The organism is Micromonospora sp. WMMC273 (assembly GCF_027460285.1).
GTDB classification, from domain to species: Bacteria; Actinomycetota; Actinomycetes; order Mycobacteriales; family Micromonosporaceae; genus Micromonospora; species Micromonospora aurantiaca.
The window spans coordinates 5871271-5889799 of sequence record NZ_JAPZBE010000001.1; the positions used below are offsets into that span (position 1 = coordinate 5871271).

11 protein-coding genes, 1 rRNA gene and 1 pseudogene are annotated in these 18529 nt (G+C 73.1%); 5 read left to right on the forward strand and 8 right to left on the reverse strand.

Features of this window, described 5'->3' with window-relative positions; translation table 11 throughout:
* Window positions 1–62: 62 nt before the first annotated feature.
* The gene (locus tag O7611_RS27320) at window positions 63–686 is read right to left on the reverse strand and encodes a DUF6230 family protein (RefSeq protein ID WP_194803292.1); all 624 of its coding nucleotides are present in this window, start codon (window positions 684–686) and stop codon (window positions 63–65) included.
* 392 nt (window positions 687–1078) lie between these two features.
* Window positions 1079–2236, reverse strand: coding sequence for a DUF3068 domain-containing protein (locus tag O7611_RS27325; protein ID WP_120572659.1), 1158 nt, complete (start codon window positions 2234–2236; stop codon window positions 1079–1081).
* A gap of 113 nt (window positions 2237–2349) precedes the next feature.
* Here O7611_RS27325 and O7611_RS27330 point away from each other — a divergent pair, with 113 nt between their 5' ends.
* Both O7611_RS27330 and O7611_RS27335 read left to right on the forward strand, forming a co-directional pair.
* Complete coding sequence (locus O7611_RS27330) at window positions 2350–3573, forward strand: acyltransferase family protein (RefSeq protein WP_194803291.1); 1224 nt, start codon at window positions 2350–2352, stop codon at window positions 3571–3573.
* 152 nt (window positions 3574–3725) lie between these two features.
* Window positions 3726–4904: a glycosyltransferase family 4 protein gene (locus tag O7611_RS27335; RefSeq protein WP_194803330.1), complete on the forward strand. Its 1179-nt coding sequence runs from the start codon at window positions 3726–3728 to the stop codon at window positions 4902–4904.
* Here the strand turns inward: O7611_RS27335 and O7611_RS27340 are convergent.
* Genes O7611_RS27340 through O7611_RS27350 form a run of 3 tightly spaced genes read right to left on the reverse strand, consistent with a single transcriptional unit; the run spans window position 4889 to window position 8705 of the window.
* Window positions 4889–5083: a hypothetical protein gene (locus tag O7611_RS27340; protein WP_091425994.1), complete on the reverse strand. Its 195-nt coding sequence runs from the start codon at window positions 5081–5083 to the stop codon at window positions 4889–4891. The two genes, O7611_RS27335 and O7611_RS27340, sit on opposite strands and share 16 nt — an antisense overlap.
* A 35-nt stretch (window positions 5084–5118) precedes the next feature.
* Window positions 5119–6828 (reverse strand): hypothetical protein, encoded by a 1710-nt coding sequence (locus O7611_RS27345; RefSeq protein ID WP_269697802.1) that lies wholly within the window; start codon window positions 6826–6828, stop codon window positions 5119–5121.
* Complete coding sequence (locus O7611_RS27350) at window positions 6828–8705, reverse strand: hypothetical protein (protein WP_442929399.1); 1878 nt, start codon at window positions 8703–8705, stop codon at window positions 6828–6830. Before O7611_RS27350 ends, O7611_RS27345 begins: the two co-directional genes overlap by 1 nt.
* Before the next feature lie 169 nt (window positions 8706–8874).
* On the opposite strand from O7611_RS27350, the gene O7611_RS27355 reads away from it, so the two are divergent.
* Entirely contained in the window at window positions 8875–13398 is a 4524-nt protein-coding gene (locus O7611_RS27355) for an alpha-(1->3)-arabinofuranosyltransferase domain-containing protein (RefSeq protein ID WP_269697804.1), read from the forward strand.
* Complete coding sequence (locus O7611_RS27360; protein WP_269697805.1) at window positions 13395–14678, forward strand: lipopolysaccharide biosynthesis protein; 1284 nt, start codon at window positions 13395–13397, stop codon at window positions 14676–14678. Before O7611_RS27355 ends, O7611_RS27360 begins: the two co-directional genes overlap by 4 nt.
* On the opposite strand, the pseudogene nudC reads toward O7611_RS27360, so the two are convergent.
* Window positions 14569–15492: pseudogene (gene nudC / locus O7611_RS27365) on the reverse strand (NAD(+) diphosphatase); the annotation flags it as partial. The gene O7611_RS27360 and the pseudogene nudC overlap by 110 nt on opposite strands.
* A 186-nt stretch (window positions 15493–15678) precedes the next feature.
* On the opposite strand from nudC, the gene O7611_RS27370 reads away from it, so the two are divergent.
* Window positions 15679–17502 carry a VanW family protein gene (locus O7611_RS27370; RefSeq protein ID WP_194803328.1) on the forward strand — a complete coding sequence of 608 codons (1824 nt, stop codon included), beginning with the start codon at window positions 15679–15681 and terminating at the stop codon, window positions 17500–17502.
* 58 nt (window positions 17503–17560) lie between these two features.
* Here the strand turns inward: O7611_RS27370 and O7611_RS27375 are convergent, their stop codons facing one another.
* Together O7611_RS27375 and rrf are read right to left on the reverse strand one after the other, a co-directional pair.
* Window positions 17561–18187 carry an NADPH-dependent F420 reductase gene (locus O7611_RS27375; protein WP_194803287.1) on the reverse strand — a complete coding sequence of 209 codons (627 nt, stop codon included), beginning with the start codon at window positions 18185–18187 and terminating at the stop codon, window positions 17561–17563.
* 205 nt (window positions 18188–18392) lie between these two features.
* Window positions 18393–18509 (reverse strand): 5S ribosomal RNA (rrf, locus tag O7611_RS27380).
* Between the last annotated feature and the right edge of the window lie 20 nt (window positions 18510–18529).

The window sequence follows — 18529 nt, forward strand, 5'->3', positions numbered from 1 at the left end:
GAGCGGGGACGGGGACGGTCGGGCGGGCCCGCGGTGGTCGGCCACCGCGGGCCGTGCTCAGCTCAGAAGCACTCCTTGCCCTTGGCGTCGTCGCCCACGTTGACCTTGAGCCGCAGCCCGACCAGGTTGAACGTCGAGGAGGTGGTGTAGCGGGACACCTGCTTCAGGTCACGGATGGTCACCCGGTCGGAGTTCTGGCCGAACGAGCCGCGCTGCGCCGTCGGGTTGAGGTCGCTGGCGTCGCGTCCGATCTTGATGTTGGTGAAGGTCGCGTTGCCCTCGAGCGAGTCCATCGCGATCACGAGGTCCTTGGCCCGGGCGGGCTCCTTGCCCTCACCGGCGTTGATGGTGAGCACCACCGGCAGGCCGGGCAGGTCGGCGCGGACGGACTGGCAGAGCTTGTACAGCTCCGCGCTGCTGATCTCGGCCATCGCGACCGGGCGGGTCGCGCCGGCCTTCCCGTCCTCGCCCTTCTCGCGGACGATGCCGCCGTACTGCTTGAAGCCCTCACCCTCCAGGCGGTCGGCGCCGATCTTGAACGTCTGCCCGGACACGGTGATGTCGGAGGCGATGGCGCCGGTCGACATGCCGAACAGGATGGCACCGGCGGCGGCCGTGGTGGGCACGATCATGGCGGCGAACCGCCGCCACCGGGTACGACCCTGGTTGTCGAGCCGATTCTGCACGGGTTCCTCCTCGAACGAATGTGCGCGGCGGCCGGTGGGGAACCGGCGGCCCGCGCCGGGCCCGTCCTCTGTTACCGACGGGTAACGATCGAGCCTGATCGTGCACCCGATGCGGTGCAGCTCACAACCCCCCGATTACCCGGCGGTAACACCGGGGTGAGACGGGGAGGTGACCACGCGTCACGAAATGCCAGGCCAAGGGCTGCCTAAGGGGCGAAATGTCGCGGCAAACCGGGCATAGATGACGGTGAGCGCGACGGAAAGTCACCGGATATCTCGCCGTTACAATCGAGTAACGAATGTAAAGTAGGTTCGCCCGCATGGGAGATCTTCACGACGGAGGGGTGGGCCGCGATGCGGTCCACCCCTCCGTCGTGCTTCCGGCTCACCGGTCAGCGGCGCTCCACCTCACCGGCGCCCGAACGCTGGGCCGGCACCGACGGGTCGTCGGACCGCCAGTTCGTCGACGCCGGCGGGATCTCGTCGTCGAGCGGGCCACCCACGGGCTCCTGGTCGACGCGGGTGGGCGTCGGGTCGGAGGTCGGCGCGTCCGCGCGGTGCCGGGCGTTGCCGTCGCCCTTGGGCCGGGTCACCAGCCACACGCCCGCGATCAGGGCGATCAGGCCGAGCACGCCGGCGATGATCGGGCCCCAGACACTGATCATGCCGATCTTGAAACGGTTGTCCTTCACCGTCTCGACGCTGCGGCTGATCGTGTCGTCGTTGTAGTTGAAGTCCGCGTCCAGCAGCACGGTCGGGGCGCCGGTGTCCGGACGCAGCTCCTTGTACTGCTGCTCGCGCACCTTGATGTAGGCGCCGGTCACCGGGTCGACCCAGAGCGTACGGGTGTTGCTGTAGACGACCTGGCCGCTGGTCGCGGTGGGGGCGAACTTGCCCAGCAGCGTCTTGACGCTGTCCGCCGGGGTGTTCAGCGGCTCGTTCTCGATCCGCTGCTCGAAGCGGTACGTCTCGACGCCCTTGATCTTCTCGGTGCCGGTGAACCGCGCCGGGAACGTCTTCTTCAGGTCGCGGTCGAACACCTGGTAGTCACGCTTGCCGGTGCCGAACGGGAACTTGTAGATCTGGCCCGAGTAACGCACGTTGCCGACCGGGGTCTGCTCCGCGCCGGACTCGTTGAGCCACTGCTCGTCCCACGGCGCCGCCGCGCCGGAGATCCGGTAGAGCGCCAGCTCGGTGCTGTACTGGCTGATCACATCCTGGTTGTCGCTGCGCTTGACCGTCTGGAAGACGTTCCAGATGACCGCGTCGCCCTTCAGCTCCTTGGGCACGCGGTCCTTGGTGTCCTCCGGCTGCGGGATGACCTCGATGCTCGATACGAGATCGGCCTGCGGCACCTCGATGCTCACCGCGCCGGCTTCGGACTTGATCTGTAGGAACTTCGCGCCCTTCGCCTCCGCGACGGACGTCGTTGGTTCCAGGTCATAGGGCAGCTTGGTCACGGCGGGGGCCACGTAGAACGGCAGCCCGGCCGCGAAGACCAGCAACAAGACACCTAGCCCGAAGAGCGCGGCGCCCACGCGAAGCTTCACTCATCCTCCTGTAACCTGCCGCCCTGCGGTCTGTCGTCCGGGGCACCCGATCCTTAGCATTGGCGGGAGGTTACTCCCCAGTCACCTGCAAAAGCGACCCCCTGGATGTCCAGATGTCCACAGCCACCACGCCAACAATCCCGGAGCCACCGGTAACGGGCCGTCTTCCCGCCCTCGACGCGCTGCGAGCGATCGGCGCGGTGGCGGTCGTCGGTCACCACGTCGGCTTCCAGACCGCCGTCACCATGAACACCACGTGGGGCGGCTGGTTGGCGCGCCTGGACGTGGGCGTGGCGATCTTCTTCGTGCTCTCCGGCTTCCTGCTGTTCCGCCCGTGGGCGCTCAGCGTCGCCACCGGACGGCCGCGGCCCCGCACCGAGCGGTACTTCTGGCGCCGGGCGCTGCGAATCCTGCCCGCGTACTGGCTGGCGGTGGTGGTCTGTTTCGTCGTCCTGCCCGGCAACCACCCGGTGTCGGCCGGTGACTGGCTGCGCCACCTCACGCTCACCCAGATCTACGAAGCCGGCCAGCTCGGGCACGGGCTCAGCCAGACCTGGAGCCTCGCCACCGAGGTCGTCTTCTACCTGCTCCTGCCGCTGCTCGCCGTGCTCGCCGTGGGCCGGACGTGGCGTCCCGTCCGCACCGTGCTGCTCGCCTCCTCCGGGGCGCTGCTGACCCTCGCGTGGGTCGCCATGATGGGCGCCGGCTGGCTCGACGGCGCGCTGCACACGATGTGGTTCCCGTCGTACGGCGCCTGGTTCGGCGGCGGCATGGCGCTGGCCGCGGCGCACGTGGCTCTGCGTACCGGCACCGCGCCGGCCGCCTTCCGCGTGCTCGACGACCTCGCCTCGGCACCGCTCGCCTGCTGGGCGGCAGCGGTCGCGGTGATGGCGATCGCGACGACGCCGATCGCCGGCCCGCGCGACCTGACCAGCCCGACCGCCACCGAGTTCGGCACCAAGCTGGCTCTCTACCTCCTGATCGCCGTCCTGATCACGATCCCGGTGGCGTTCGGCGGGCAGACCCGGGCCAAGGAGGCCTTCAGCAGCGGTTGGGCACGCTGGATGGGCCACGTCTCCTACGGCCTGTTCCTGTGGCACCCGCTGGTCATCGAGCTGATCTACCTGCTCGAGGACCGGCCGCTGTTCACCGGCGATTTCGTCGACGTCTTCGCCCTGACCATGATCTTCGGGCTGATGTACGCGGCGGCCAGCTACTACGGCGTCGAGCGCCCGCTTCAGATGCTCGGCACGCAACGCCGCCGCCGGCCGACCGGACGCGGACCGGCGCCGGGGACACCGGCCGCCACCACGCCGGACGTCGCGGCGCCCGCCTGACGGTCACCGACCGAACACCGATCGTCATACCGCGACGCCCGGCGGCTCAACGCCGCCACTCGGGGCATTGCCGGGCGCAAGTCCCAGCCCTTAATGTGACGCGCACCGCTAAATTACTTGAGAGTAGGGTTCGCGTGGAGCGTCGCTTCGGCATGCCCGGACACGTGCTGTTCCTCAACTGGCGAGACACTCGCAACCCCGAGGGCGGCGGTTCCGAGGTGTACGTGGAACGGATCGCCGCCGAGCTGGTGGCGCGCGGATTCCGCGCCACCCTGTTCTGCGCCGCGCACCGCGAGGCTCCCGCCGACGAGGTGAACGACGAGGGCATCCGGTTCGTCCGGCGCGGTGGCCGGCACACCGTCTACGTGTGGGCCGCGCTCTGCTACCTGGCCGGGGCGTTCGGCCTCGGCCCGCTCGCCGCACGCCGGGGCGGCCGGCCGGACATCCTCGTCGACGTCTGCAACGGCCTGCCGTTCCTCTCCCCGCTCTGGGCCCGGCGCCCGGTGGTCAAGCTGATCCACCACGTGCACCGCGAGCAGTGGCCGGTGGTCCTGCCGCAGTGGGCCGCCCGGTTCGGCTGGTGGGTCGAGTCGTCGCTTGCGGTACGCGTCTACCGGCGCTGCCGGTACGTCACCGTGTCCGAGGCGACCCGGCGCGAACTCGCCACCCTCGGCGTACCACCGGAGCAGGTGTCGGTGGTCTACAACGGCACGCCGGAGCTGCCCCGCACCGACGCCGAGCGCGCCCCGTTCCCCCTGCTCGTGACGCTGAACCGGCTGGTGCCGCACAAGCGGGTGGAGGTGGCGCTGCGTGCGGTCGCGGCGCTCGCCGACGAGCTGCCCCAGCTCCGGCTGGTGGTCGCCGGTCAGGGCTGGTGGGAATCGCACCTGCGTGAGGTCGCCGACGAGCTGGACATCGCCGACCGGGTGGACTTCCGGGGCTTCGTGACAGAGGAGGAGAAGGCCGCGCTGCTCGCCTCGGCCTGGGTCGCCCTGACGCCGTCACTCAAGGAGGGCTGGGGGCTGACGATCGTGGAGGCCGGCGCGGCGGGTACGCCGACAGTGGCGTTCCGGGAGGCGGGCGGCGTCGCGGAGGCGGTGGTGGACGGGCGTACCGGCCTGCTGGCCGACGACATCGACGACTACCTGGCGAAGGTGCGCGCGCTGCTGCACGACGACGAGATGCGTCAGGAGATGGGCGCCCAGGCCCGGCGGCACGCGGCGAACTTCACCTGGCCGGTGGCGGGGGAACGCTTCGCGACCCTGCTGGAGACTGCGGACTCGCCCCGCCCGGTCCAGCGGCGGGGCGACCCGTCCTACCTGTTGCCGTAGACCTCGGGGGCGTACGGGTCCTGCTTCCCGGCCCGCTTGGCCGCCTCCGTGGCGTTGCGCGCCTCGGTCGCGGCCTCCTCGGCCGTGGCGGTCGCGGCGGCCGAGAGCCCGCCGAGGGCCAGGACCCCGAGCAACGCCGCCACCAGGCCGGACACGACAAGGGTCAAAGCTCTACGCATGCCATTCCTCCGATGGTGAGACGTGCGAGCGGACGTTACCACGCAGTAGCTCGCCGGCGTAGGGTCGAAAAGGCGGCAGCCATGACCGCCAGAACGGCAGTTCCGCACGCCAGCACGACCAGCCAGCGGCTCGCTCCGGTCCGCGGCGGCGAACCCGAGGCGGCCGGGTTCCGGTAGAGGCTCAGCGACTCCCCCTCGTACCGGAGGTCGAGACCGGTCAGAACGGCCGGGTCCACTGTGCTCGGCGTACCGTGCTGCACCACCACCCAGCCCACCCCGGTGGCCGAGACGGGCCGCCCCTCGGCGAGCGCCCGGCGCACCTCGCGCAGGCGCGGATTCTCCCCGGCCACCGCGACGTCGTCGACCACCAGCGTGTCGTCGGTGAGCACGGTTCCCGGCAGATAGCGGGGCGCCGGGTCGAGCACCACCCGCCCCGGGTTCCACGGATAGGCCCGGTAGGTGGTCAGCGGCAGGGCGAGGACCTCCCCCGGGTCGTCGGGCAGGCGCTCGGCGACCGCCCGCCAGTCCGCCGGGTAGCGCACCGGGCTGATCCGGCCGGCGCCGCCGAACGCCAGGTCCGGCATCGCGGCCACCGGCAGGAGCAGCAGCCCGGCCAGCACGATCCCGCCGACCTCCCGGTCGATCCGGGCCACCAGCCGCTCGGCGCCCAGCGCCGCGCACACCACCAGCACGAGGGCGTACGGCGCGAGGAACTTCTGCCCGTCGCGGAGCAGTCCCGCGCCCGGCACGTGCGCCACCGCCCAGCTCAGCGCCGCGTTCCCGCCGGGCAGCACGGCGAGGGCGGCCAGCAGGTACCCGCCGCCGGCCAGCACGCCCAGCCGTACCGCCGCGCCCGCCGGCAGCCGGCGCCGCAGCAGGCCCGCGCCGGCCACCGCCAGGACCACGAGCACCACAGTCGCCAGCGGGGCCAGCGTGGCGGACCGGCTGGACGGGGTCGCCTGCACGTTCCAGATGCCGCCGGTGCCCGCGAGCGCCACCAGCGGGCCGGCCCAGTTCTCGGCGCGCGCCGAGAACGCCGCCACACCCGCCGGGTCGGACGTGCCACCCGCGCCGGTGACCAGGGCCGCCACGATCCACGGGGCGTTCAGCAGCGCGACACCGCCCACCGCGACCGCCGACGGGCGGAGCCGGGCCCGGTCCGCCGCCAGCACCAGCACCGTCGCCAGCGCGATCAGGCCACCGGTCGGGGTGATCGCGGCGGGCGCGGCGAGCAGCACCACCCGGGCGAGCGCGCCGTCACGGCCCGCCCGCAGGTCCAGCGCCGCCCGCACCAGCCACGGCAGTGCGGCGTACGCCAGCAGCAGCCCCCACTGCCCGATCAGCAGCCGCTCAGCCAGGTACGGCGTCCACGCGTACGCCACGGCGGCCACGAGTTGCACCGCACGCCGCTGCGTCGGCACCAGCCGTCCGGCGCCCACTGCGGCGAACAGGACCGCACCGGCCAGCGCCACCCGCTGCACCACCCAGCCCGGCACGAGCTGGGTCACCAGCGAGACCAGCGCGTCCATCGGCACCGCCCGGGGCAGGCTCTGCGCCGGGGCCACCAGATCCCAGCTCAGCGGCTGCCGGGGGACGAACACCATGTCGTACCGCAGCGCGTAGCCCGGCGCCACGAGCGGCGCCAGGATCAACGCGGTGACGACGACCGCCACGAGGTACAGCGGCAGCGTCTCCCGCCACCGCCGGAGCGCGGGGCCGCCGGCCTCGGCGGGACGTCCGGTCATTACGGCTTCGGCACCGCCCGGCCGATGGTGATCAGGTTGGTGCACAGCCGGACGCCCGGCGTGTTCACGGTCAGCTCGACGGCGGAGCCGGCGCCCTCGAGCATGAAGAACACGTCGTTCAGCCCTTCCTTCAGCGTGATCTCGCGGGTGGCGTCGCCGAGCTTGAACACCGCCGTCGAGTCACCGGAGCCGACGTAGCCGAAGTGCACCACGTACGGCCACTCCACCAGGTAGCCGTCCATCGGGATCCGGGCGGTCCGGCCGCCCTCGGCCAGGTGCCCGCAGCCCTCCACGGTGCCGGGCGCGACCTTGCGCCCCTCGACCACGACCGGCCGGATCCGGCCGTTCTCGTCGAACGTCGACGGCTTCTCGCTCATCGTCACGAACGTCGGCCGACGCTGGGCCGGACGGAAGAAGTGGGACTGGAGGTTGTCCGGCCAGAAGTATCCGGCCACGACCCGGTCCGGGACGGTCGTGTCGAAGAAGACGGTGCCCGGCGGCGCGGCGGCCAGCTCGGCCTGCGTCGTGGCCAGGTAGTCCCGCCCGTGCTTGGTGCTCCAGTTGTCGCCGAACCGCGCGGTGCTCCACAGCGTGCCCACGCCGATGGTGGCCAGCAGCACGACCATCGAGACCAGGCCGACCGCGAAGGCGCCCGGCTCCCGCAGCACGGTCGGCAGCGGCCACGCGGAGACGTCGTCCTCGTCGCTGTCCTTCATCCCGAGCAGCGCCACCCCGACGCAGATCGCGGCCACCAGCACCACGTCCGCGACGTACCGGGGGACGACGCCGACCAGCGGTCCCAACGGTCCGCCGAGCCGGGTCACCGCGAACAGCGCCGCGACCAGGCCGAGGTAGCAGGCGAGCAGCAGCCAGGCCCGCCCGGCGGTCGGCCGCCGCCGCACGGTGACCACGATCAGCGCCGCGAGCACCGCCCACGACAGCCACTTCGCGATGTCGTACGGGTCGGACAGCGGCGGCCCGTCACCGGCGTACGTCCAGCGCCACGGCCCGCCGAGCAGGCCCGGCACCACCGTGTCGCCGATCAGGTCGCCGAGGAAGGAGAAGACCTGCCCGACCGAGGTGGGCTCGTCCAGCCCACGGGCCGGGCGGGTCAGGTAGTACGCCAGGTACGCCCCGGACAGCACGGTGAGCATCAGCCACGCCGGCCAGAACCGCACGACAGTGCTCACCAGGCTGCGCCACGCGCGGCCCTTGGTGAACAGGAACGCGGTCAGCAGGAACAGCAGCGGCACGATCAGCAGCGCCTTGGTGTCGAAGAGCAGGCCGAACACCACCCAGAACGCCACCAGCACGAGGTGCCGCCTACGGCCGGTACGCACGTAGCGGACCTGGGCCGCCACCGCGAGGACCAGGGCGAGCTGCGGCGGCAGCACGAGCAGCCCGACCAGCCACAGCGACGACACCTCGAGCGTCAGCGGGCTGAACAGGAACAGGCTCAGCGGGACCAGCAGCCCCCAACCGGGCCGCAGCAGGTCACGCAGCAGCCGGTAGAGGGCGATCCCCACCGCCGCCTGCCCGGCCGCCAGCAGCAGGATCCACGGCCAGCCGGCGAAACCGGCCGCCCGGACCATCAGCCACGCGACCGCCAGCCCGGCCGGCATGAGGTGGTTGTTGAACGTGCCCAGCAGGTAGTCCGGGTCCAGGCGGGTGTCGAGCACCTGCGCGGCGATGACGAACTCGTCCTGCGAGAACCAGCCACGGGCGGCCAGCCCGGCGCGCGACGCGACGGACACGACGATGAGGGCGATCGCGACCGCGCGGACGCGGTCGGCGGCGATCCAGCGACCGATCGGTCCGGGTCCGTCGTCCTCCGCGCCGACGGCTGCCGGATGCGTCTCGGCCGCTGCTTGTGGCATTGACATGGTCGGCAGCCTGCCACACGCTTACACGCCGTGGGGACGGCCGTTCTCCTGATAACGCCTCGCCGCGCCCCCAGGTCGCCACTGCGCGTCCGGTCCGGATAACGTCGCGCGACACGCGTCATGTTGCAGGTGCGCGTACGGCCGGCGGAGACGGGAGCCGAAAATGCGTGCGGACGGGACGACAACGTCGCCGACGGGGACGGACACCCCGGCCCGGGAGACCGGCCGTGCCCGGCAGACGGCGCGACGGTTCCGGCACCTGACGATCTGCCTCGCGCTCACCGCCCTCGCCTTCCAGCAGGCACCCGGGCAGGTCGTACCGGACACCAAGGTCGACCTGAACGTCAACCCGGCGGGCTGGCTGCTGCGCTCGCTGCACCTGTGGGATCCCACCGGCACGTTCGGCCAGCTCCAGAACCAGGCGTACGGATATCTCTGGCCGATGGGCCCGTTCTTCCTGCTCGGGACGGAACTGGGCATCGCGCCGTGGATCGTCCAGCGGTTCTGGTGGGCGCTGCTGTTCTGCGTCGCGTACCTCGGTGTGGTGCGGCTGGCGGGCCGGCTCGGCATCGGCAGCCCCGCGGGCCGGATGATCGCCGGTGTCGCGTTCGCGCTGTCGCCGCGCATCCTGACCCAGCTCGGCTGGTCGTCGGTGGAGTCCTGGCCCAGCGCCGTCGCACCGTGGGTGCTCATCCCGCTCGTGGGGCTCGCCCGGGGCGCCCGGCTGCGGCGTGCGGTCGCCGGGTCGGCGGTCGCCGTCGCCTGCGCGGGCGGCGTCAACGCCACCGCCGTCGCCGCCGTGGTGCCGCTCGCCCTGCTCTGGCTCGCCACGCTCCGGCCGCTGCGCCGCCGCGTCACCGCCCTCGCGGCCTGGTGCGGCGCGGTCGCCCTGGCCACCGCGTGGTGGCTGATCCCGCTGCTGGTCCTCGGCCGGTACAGCCCGCCGTTCCTGGACTACATCGAGACCGCCCGCAACACCACGAGCGTCACCGACGCGGTGACGACGCTGCGCGGCGCCTCCTACTGGGTCGCGTACCTGGCCTCCCCGTTCGGCGCGAACATCCCGGCCGGCGCCCGGCTGGCCAACGACACGCTGCTCGTCGTGGCCACCCTGGCGGTCGCCGCGCTCGGCGTGCTCGGCCTGTCCCGGCGCGGCATGCCGCACCGCCGGTTCCTCATCACCGGCCTGCTGGTCGGCGTCGCGCTCGTCGGGCTCGGGCACACCGGCGACCTGCCGAACATCCTCGCCGGGCCGCAGCAGCAGTTCCTCGACGGCATCGGCGCCCCGCTGCGCAACGTGCACAAGTTCGACGTGCTGCTGCGCCTGCCGCTGGCGCTCGGCCTGGCGCACCTGGTCAGCCTCGCCGTACGCGCCGCCCGGACCGCGCCCGAGCAGCGCCGCGGTCGTGCCACCGCCCGGGCCTGGCTCACCGCCGGCACGGCGATGGTCGCGGTCGCGGGCGTCGCCTCGCCGGCGCTCGCCGGTGGCCTCGCCACCCCGGGAGCGGTGAAGGACGTGCCCGGCTACTGGCACGAGGCCACCGACTGGCTGGACGCGAACACCGGACGCGGACGCGTGCTCGTCGTCCCCGGCGCGCGCTTCCCCGCGTACGACTGGGGCAGCACCACCGACGAGATCGCCCAGCCGCTGCTGGACAGCCGGTGGGCGGTCCGCAACGCCATCCCGTTCACCCCGCCCGCCACGATCCGGCTGCTGGACGCGATCGAGTCGACGCTCGCCACCGGCGCCGGTTCGACCGGCCTGGCCGACCTGCTCGCCCGCTCGGGGATCAGCCACGTCCTGTTCCGCGCCGACCTCGACCACGGCCGCTCGGACACGGCCCGCCCGGCGGTCGTCCGGCAGGCGCTGGAACGCTCGCCTGGGCTGACCCGCGTGGTGTCCTTCGGCCCGGTACGCGGCGGCTCCGACACCCCTGACGAGTTCCGCGACCAGGGCCTGGACGTGCCCGGACGGGCGCTCGAGGTGTACCGGGTGGACCGGCCCGTCCAGCCGGTGGTCGCGTACGACCGCGACGACGTGACCACTGTCGTCGGCGGTCCCGAGTCGCTGCTCGACCTGGCCGCCTCGGGCCAGCTCGGCGCCGCGCCCACGATCCTGGCCGGCGACGTGAAGGCCGGCGAGACCAGCGGGCGGGTCGTGATGACCGACGGGCTGCGCCGGCGCGACGTCTCGTTCGGCCGGCTGCGCGACAACTCCTCCCAGACGCTCACCGCCGACGACACCTTCGCGGTGTCCGCGCCCGCGCACGACTACCTGCCCGACTGGGGGCCGGAGTGGTCGACAGTCGCGCGTTTCGAGGGCATCAGCGGGATCCGCGCCTCGACCGCCCGCTCTCAGATCGACGCCACCGGCGGCGCCCGGCCGGAGTACCAGCCGTACGCGGCGATGGACGGAAACACCGCCACGTCCTGGCGGTCGGCGCCGCACTCGGACAGCGACAAGCAGTGGATCGAGGTGAACCTGGCGAACCCGACCCGGGTCACCCGGGTGGAGGTGTGGTTCGACCTGAAGGCCGACGCCCTGCCCACCACGGTCACCGTGACCGCCGGGTACGAGAGCCGCACCGTCGAGCAGTTCGGTGACCACATGGTCTTCGAGCTGCCCGGCGTGCACGCCACCCGCAAGGTCGAGGTCTCCGTCGACGCCGCGTTCGACCTGCGCCCGTTCGGCGACAAGTCGGTCGGCATCAGCGAGATCAAGATTCCTGGCGTCGAAACCGGCCGGACGCTCCAGTTGCCCGCCGCCCCCGCAACCGAGCAGCCGGCCGGCGTCGTCGTGTCGGCGGCGCCGTCCACGCCCGCCTGTTTCACCGTCGACGGCCGGCCGCGCTGCTCCACCGACGCGATCCGCGGCTCGGAGGACGCCTCCACCATCGACCGCACCTTCACGCTGCCGGTCGCCGGGACGTACGACGCGAAGCTGTGGGCGCGACCGACCCCCGGCCCGGAGCTGAACGAGGCCTTGGACAAGCTGGTCGCCGACGCCCAGCCGTTGCGCCTCGCGCCGCAGGTCACCGCGTCCTCGACGGCGGTGCCCGACCCGGCCGGCCGGCCCGGCGCGGTCCTCGACGGCGACCCGGCCACGAGCTGGTCACCGGCGCTGAACGACGAGGCGCCGATCCTGCGCCTCACCTGGCTCGAACCGCAGGTCATCAGCAAGATCCGGTTCACCGTCGAGGAGGGGACCGCCGCCACCCGGCTCGGCAGCGTCCGGGTGGTCGGCAACGACGGGTTCCGCAGCAACCTGCTCACCAACGACGGGGTGCTCACGCTCGACCCGCCGATGCGGACCGACTCGATCACCATCCAGTTCCTCGACAAGCCGTCCGCCACCAGCACCGACCCGTACGGCCTGCGCCTGCCCGAGCCGCTGCCCATCGCTGTCGGCGAGGTGACGGTGCTGCCCCTCGGGACCACTGTCGCACCCCGCCCGGAGACGCCGCTGAAGCTGGCCTGCGGCTCCGGCCCGACGCTTCAGGTCGGCTCGTCCCGGATCACCACCACGCTCACCGGGACCGTCCGCGACCTGCTGGAACTGCGCGAGATGCCGGTCACCGCCTGCGGCCGGACCACGCCGAAGCAGCTCGACCTGGGCAGCGGCGAGCACCGCCTCGTCACCACCGCGAGCACGCTCGCCACCGCCACCCGCGTCGCGCTGACGCCACGGACCGCGACGCCCGCCGCGGCGGCCACCGCCGGCGACATCGAGGTGGGTTCCTGGTCGGCCACCGAGCGGCGGGTACGGGTGTCCGAGCACTCCGTCGACCGGGTGCTCGCGGTCCGGGAGAACACGAACACCGGCTGGCAGGCGACCATCGGCGGCACGACGCTCACCCCGCTCGTGGTGGACGGCTGGCAGCAGGGCTGGATCCTCCCCGCCGGTGTCTCCGGGGACGTGGTGCTGCGTTTCACGCCGGACACCCCGTACCGGATGGGTCTGCTGCTCGGCGGCGTCCTGCTGGCGGTGGTGGTCCTGCTCGCGGTGCTGCCCGACCGCCGGCCCGCCGGGGATCGCGCGGTCGTCGTCGCACCGGCGGCCCGGCGACGGCTCACCCGCTCGCTGCCGCTGCTGGCAGTCGGCGCCGCCGCGCTCGTGCTCCACAGCGGTCTCATCGGTGCCCTGCTGGTCGCGGCGGGCTTCATGCTCGCCGTACCCGGGCCGCGCCGCCTGCCCTGGACCGGTGACCCCAGGCGGGTCAGGAGAATCGCCCGGGCCGCCGAGACGTGGCTCCCCGGCGCGCTCATCGTGCTCGCCGGATGGATCTACCTGGAGTCGGCCGACCGGCACACCGACGCGCTGCCGCAGCTCGTGACTGTCGCCGCGCTGGGTGCGCTCTGGCTCTCCACTACCGCCCGCCGACGGCCGGTACGCCGGATCAGCCCGGCCTCGGCCGCAGCCGTGACCGTGCCGGCTCCCCGGATGCCGGAGCCGGCCGGACAGCCGGCGCTCGTCCCCGCCCTCGCCGGGGCCGCCGCGGCTCCCACCGCCCACATCGACCCGGGCGCGGGTCCTGATCGAGCGCCGGACCTCGACGCCGAGCCGGAGCCGGACCGGGATGCGGATCTGGACGGTCGTGCCGAGCCCGACCCGGACGGGCGGCCGGGGCCGGACGCCGCGCCGGGACCGGACGGCGGTCCGGCGTCCCGCGTCTCGGAGATCACGTGAGCGAGGGCCGGCCGGGCCCCGAGCCGGCGGGCGGCCGGAGGACCGGGCTGGGTGCGGCGGGCGTCGCCGTCACGCTCGCCGGGGTCCTGGTGAACGGCCTGGCCTACCTGGTGCCGGTGCTCGCCGCCCGGAAGCTCGACGCGGACGACCTCGGCGCGCTCGCCACCGCCCTCGGCCTGGTCGCCATCGCCGGTGTGCCGGGGCTCGGCCTGCAACTCGCGGTCGCGGTGCACCACGCCCGGCACGGCCCGTCCGACACCCGGCGGCTCACCGTGCTGACCGCCGCCCTCTGCGCGGGTGCCCTGCTGGTGGCGACGCCGGTGCTGGTCGCCGCGCTGGACCTGCCGACTGTGGTACCGGCGCTGCTGGCGGTCACCACCGCCTCGGTGGTGCTCTCGTCGCGTTCGCTCGGCGAACTGCAGGGCGGTCAGCGCTTCCTGCGGCTCGCCACCGCGATGGCGCTGCTCGCCGCCGCCCGCTACGGCGGGGTGATCGTGGGGCTGCTGCTCGGCGCGGGCCTGACCGGCGCGCTCGGCATCGGTGCGCTCACCGCCGCGCTGGCGCCACCGGCGCTGGCCTGGCTCACCGGTACGCCCCGGCGTCCCTCGGCCGCCCCGCGCCTGACTGTCGCCCAGGTGACCGCCGGATGCGGCGCGACGCTGGCGATGCTCGTCGTCTCCTACGCCGACCTGCTGCTGGCCCGGCAACTGCTGCCGCCCTCGGGCTCCGGGGCGTACTCGGTGGGGACGGTTCTGACCAAGGGCGCGCTCTGGGCGCCGCAGGTCGCCGCCGTCCTGGCGCTGCCGCGCCTGGCCCGTGGGGACCGCCGCAGCCGCACCGTCGCGCTCGCGGTGACCGGTGCCTGCGGTCTGGTCCTGGTGGGCGCGTCGGCTGTCGCCGGCGGGCTGGCCTTCCGGCTCGTCGGCGGACCCGGCTACACGGCGCTCGGCCGGTACGCGCCGCTGTTCGCCGCCGTCGGCGCGCTCTACGCGGTGACGTTCGTGCTGCTCAACGACCGCCTCGCCGGGGGCGTCAGGTGGGCGGCGGCGCCACTGTGGTTCGGCACGGCCGCGCTGGTGACAGTCGCCGCGACCGTGCGCCCGCGTACCGTCGGCGGTCTCGTCGTCGCGGCCCTCGCCACGGCCGCGGTCACGACACTGCTGATGGCCGTGCCGGCGCCTCGGCGGACAGCCAGTCACCCAGCAACAGGTGATCGATCGAGTCCACCCGGCCCAGCGGCCGACCGGACGCGATCCGCTCCCGCAGCTCCGCCCGGCTGAACCAGCGCGCCTCCAGCAGTTCCTCCCCGTCGACGCGGACCTGCTCGGAGGTGGCGACGGCCCGGAACGCCACCATCAGGCCGGCGGGGAACGGCCACGCCTGCGACCCCTGGTAGGTCACGTCGGTGACTGTCACCCCCGCCTCCTCCGCCAGCTCGCGGCGGACCGCGTCCTCCAGGCTCTCACCGACCTCGACGAACCCGGCGAGCGTCGAATAGGACCCCTCGGCCGCGCCCGCGTGCCGGGCCAGCAGGCAGCGCCCCGGCGGGCCGGGCGCCTCGACGAGCATGATGACGGCCGGCTCGATCCGGGGGAACAGCAGCCGCCCGCACTCCGCGTCCGCGCAGGTCCGGACGTGTCCGCCGCCGCCGGCCACCGCCGCCGCCCCGCACGCGCCGCAGTATCGCTGCTGCCGGTGCCACGACAGCAACCCCCTGGCGTACGCCTGAACGGCCGCACCGGCCGGGTCGAGCCGGCCCGCGAACGCCCGCAGGTCGACGGCACGCGTCGCGGCCGCCGCCTCCACGGCGGCCCGCTCGCCCAACGCGGACAGATCCGCGGCGAACACGGCGGCGTCCCCGTCGACCCCGAGGAAGACGGTCTCGCCCGCGGCGGCCCGGACGGCCGACGCACGTTCCCCGGTGAGCCGGACCGGGCCGTCCCCGTCGGCCAGGCAGCGGTCCCGCCACAGCGGCAGCACCACGCTCGCCGGATCGGTCAGCCGCTCGGCCAGCCAGTCCGCGTCCGTGCGCCGCGCCGCCGCCCGGTCCAGCCATCCGCCGCCGTACGCCGGCACCCGATCCTGTGTCCGCACCGACTCACCGTGCCACGATCCGTACCGCGGCACGGCCCCGAAACGGGTGATCGGTGCGACACCGGCGGTCACCCGACACGACCGCCGGGCCGGACCCTCCCGGCGGGCCCGAGCGTTGGTTACCGTAGGTGTCTCCCGCGGGGGAAGCGGTCCCCGCGTGTACTTCCGATCGAGGTTGCAGTGACGATGTACGGCGAGAAGATGCCGGCTGCCGACGACCGTCCCACCATCAAGGTGGCGGCGGTGAGCTGGCCCGGCGTCGAGATGGAGCCGGTCGCCACACCACCCGGAGGCGGCGCGGCCAAGCCCGCACGCTCGCGACGGGCCCGGCTGCTGCTGGCCGGCGGGATCGTTGCGGCCGTGCTCGCCGGCGGTGTCGGCCTGGGCGCCTACGCGTACGCCGGCGACGTGCCCCGCGGCACCACTGTGCTCGGCACCGAGCTGGGCGGGCGGAGCAAGGCGGAGGCGGCCCAGGCGCTCCGCGCCGAGCTGGAACGCCGGGCCGACACGCTCAACGCCCCGCTCGCTGTCACAGTCGGTGAGAACAAGGCCGAGCTGAAGCCGTCCGAGGTGGGGCTCACCATCGACGTGGACGCCACGGTGGCGGCCGCCGCCGAGGCCGACGCGCACGCGGTGAGCCGGCTCGTCGGCTCCCGGGCGGTCGAGCCGGTGGTCACCGTCGACCAGGCCAAGCTGGGCGCGGCCCTCCGCAGGGTGATGGGCACGCAGGGTCGCGAGATGACCATGCCGGCGATCATCTGGACCGGCACCACACCGAAGCCGGTCTACCCGAAGCCGGCGCTGACGATCGACACCGACGGCGCCACCGCAGTGGTGAAGGCCGGGTGGCTGGCCGCCGAGCCGGTCACCGTGCCGCTCGTCGAGAAGTGGCCGGCGACCACCCGCGAGGAGGTGGACCGCCTCGTCGCCGAGCTGGCCCGGCCCGCGGTGGCCGCGCCGGTCACGCTCACCACCGACGGCGGCTCGGTCACCATCCCGCCAGCCGCCATCGCCCGCTCGCTGCGCTTCTCCGCCGACGACGCCGGCACGCTCACCCCGAAGGTCGACGTCAAGCGGCTGCGTACCGCGCTCGGGGACCAGCTGACCAAGCTCGAGGTCGAGCCGCGGGACGCCGGGCTGACCATCAGCGGCGGCAAGCCGAAGGTGCTGCCCAGCAAGGCCGGACGCCAGGTCGACGCCGCCGCGCTCGGCCCGGCGCTGCTCGCGGTGCTCCCGAAGACCGAGGGCCGTACGGTGACCGCCGAACTGAAGCCGGCCGCCCCCGAACTGACCGAGGCGGAGCTGGCGAAGCTCGGCATCAAGGAGCGGGTGTCGAGCTTCACCACCCACTTCACCGGCGGTCTCTCGTCGCCGCGCAGCCAGAACATCGTCCGCGCCGCGAAGGACGTGGACGGCGCGCTGGTGAAGCCGGGCGAGACGTTCTCCCTGAACGGGCACACCGGCGAACGCGGCTACGACCAGGGCTACAAGGACGCGCCGACGATCGTCGGCGGCAAGCTGGTGCCGGGTGTCGGCGGTGGCGTCTCCCAGTTCACCACCACGCTGTTCAACGCCACCTACTATGCCGGGCTGGAGGACGTCGAGCACAAGCCGCACTCGTTCTACTTCAGCCGCTACCCGGCAGTGATCGAGTCGACCATCTACTGGCCGCAGCTCGACTTCAAGTTCCGCAACAACACGCCCTACGGCGTCCTGATCGACACGTCGTACACGTCCAGCTCGATCACCGTCTCGATCTGGAGCACCAAGATCTACGACAGCGTGAAGACCGAGTACGGCCCGCGCCGCAACATCACCCAGCCGAAGACGGTCTACCTGACGCCGGGGCCGAGCTGCATCGCCGCGACCGGCAGCGTCGGGTTCGCCCAGGACGCGTACCGGGTCATCAAGAAGGACGGCAAGGTGTTCAAGCGGGAGAAGTTCAGCTGGCGCTACGACGCCGAGCCGCGCTTCATCTGCGCCCCGAAGCCGGGCGGCGGCGACGACTGATCCACCGAACGCCGAAAGGCCCCGCCGGACGCATCCGGCGGGGCCTTTTCCATGCTTGTCACGGCCGCGCCGCGGCCAACCCTTCGCGTACGCCGTCGGCGTCCCGGTCGGTGCCGTAGACGGGCGTGTCCGGCTGCTGCCGCCAGCTCTCGTCCAGGGTGCCCGCGTCGACCGGGTCGAAGCCCAGCTCGTCCACCAGACCCATCACGATCCGCTTGGCGTCCGCGTCGTCGCCGGCCACCGGCAGCGCGATCCGGCCCGCCGTACCCGCCGGCTTGCCCTCGTCCATCAGGTGCGCGGCCTGGATGTTGTTGAAGACCTTCACCACCCGGGCGCCCTTGAGGTGGTCGGCGGTCCAGCGGCTGGAGCTGAGGCTGCGGTCGAGCAGCTCGGCGATGTCGCCGTCCCGCTGGGGGTAGTAGTTGTTGGCGTCCACCACGAGCTTGCCGTCGAACAGCGCCGCCGGAAGCTGCGGCACCGCCTTCAGCGGGATCGCGACGACCACCAGCTCGGCGCCCTGCACGGCCTCCTCCACCGGCACCGCCCGGGCGCCGGTCTCGGCGGCCAGGTCGGACAGGCTCTGTGGCCCGCGGGAGTTGGCCACCGCGACGTCGTGACCGAGTGAACGCAGACGACGGGTGAGGGTGCCCCCGATGTGCCCCGACCCGATGATTCCGATCTCCATGCCCACTCCTGTACCCCGTGCGGTCGGACCCGATCAGGGTCCCGGCGTACGACACGTCACGTTTCCCGCCACCGAGCCGGCAGGCGGACGTGCGTCGTCGGTCCCGGCTCGACGGTACGAGACGGAGGCGGCCCGGCGTGGTGTTTTCCGGGGGTGAACGCAATTCAGGGCCACCCCGGTCGGGGTGGCCCTGAATTGAAAGATTGTCCGGCGGTGTCCTACTCTCCCACACCCTCCCGAGTGCAGTACCATCGGCGCTGGAGGGCTTAGCTTCCGGGTTCGGAATGTGACCGGGCGTTTCCCCTCCGCCATGACCGCCGTAACTCTATGAACATGTCAACC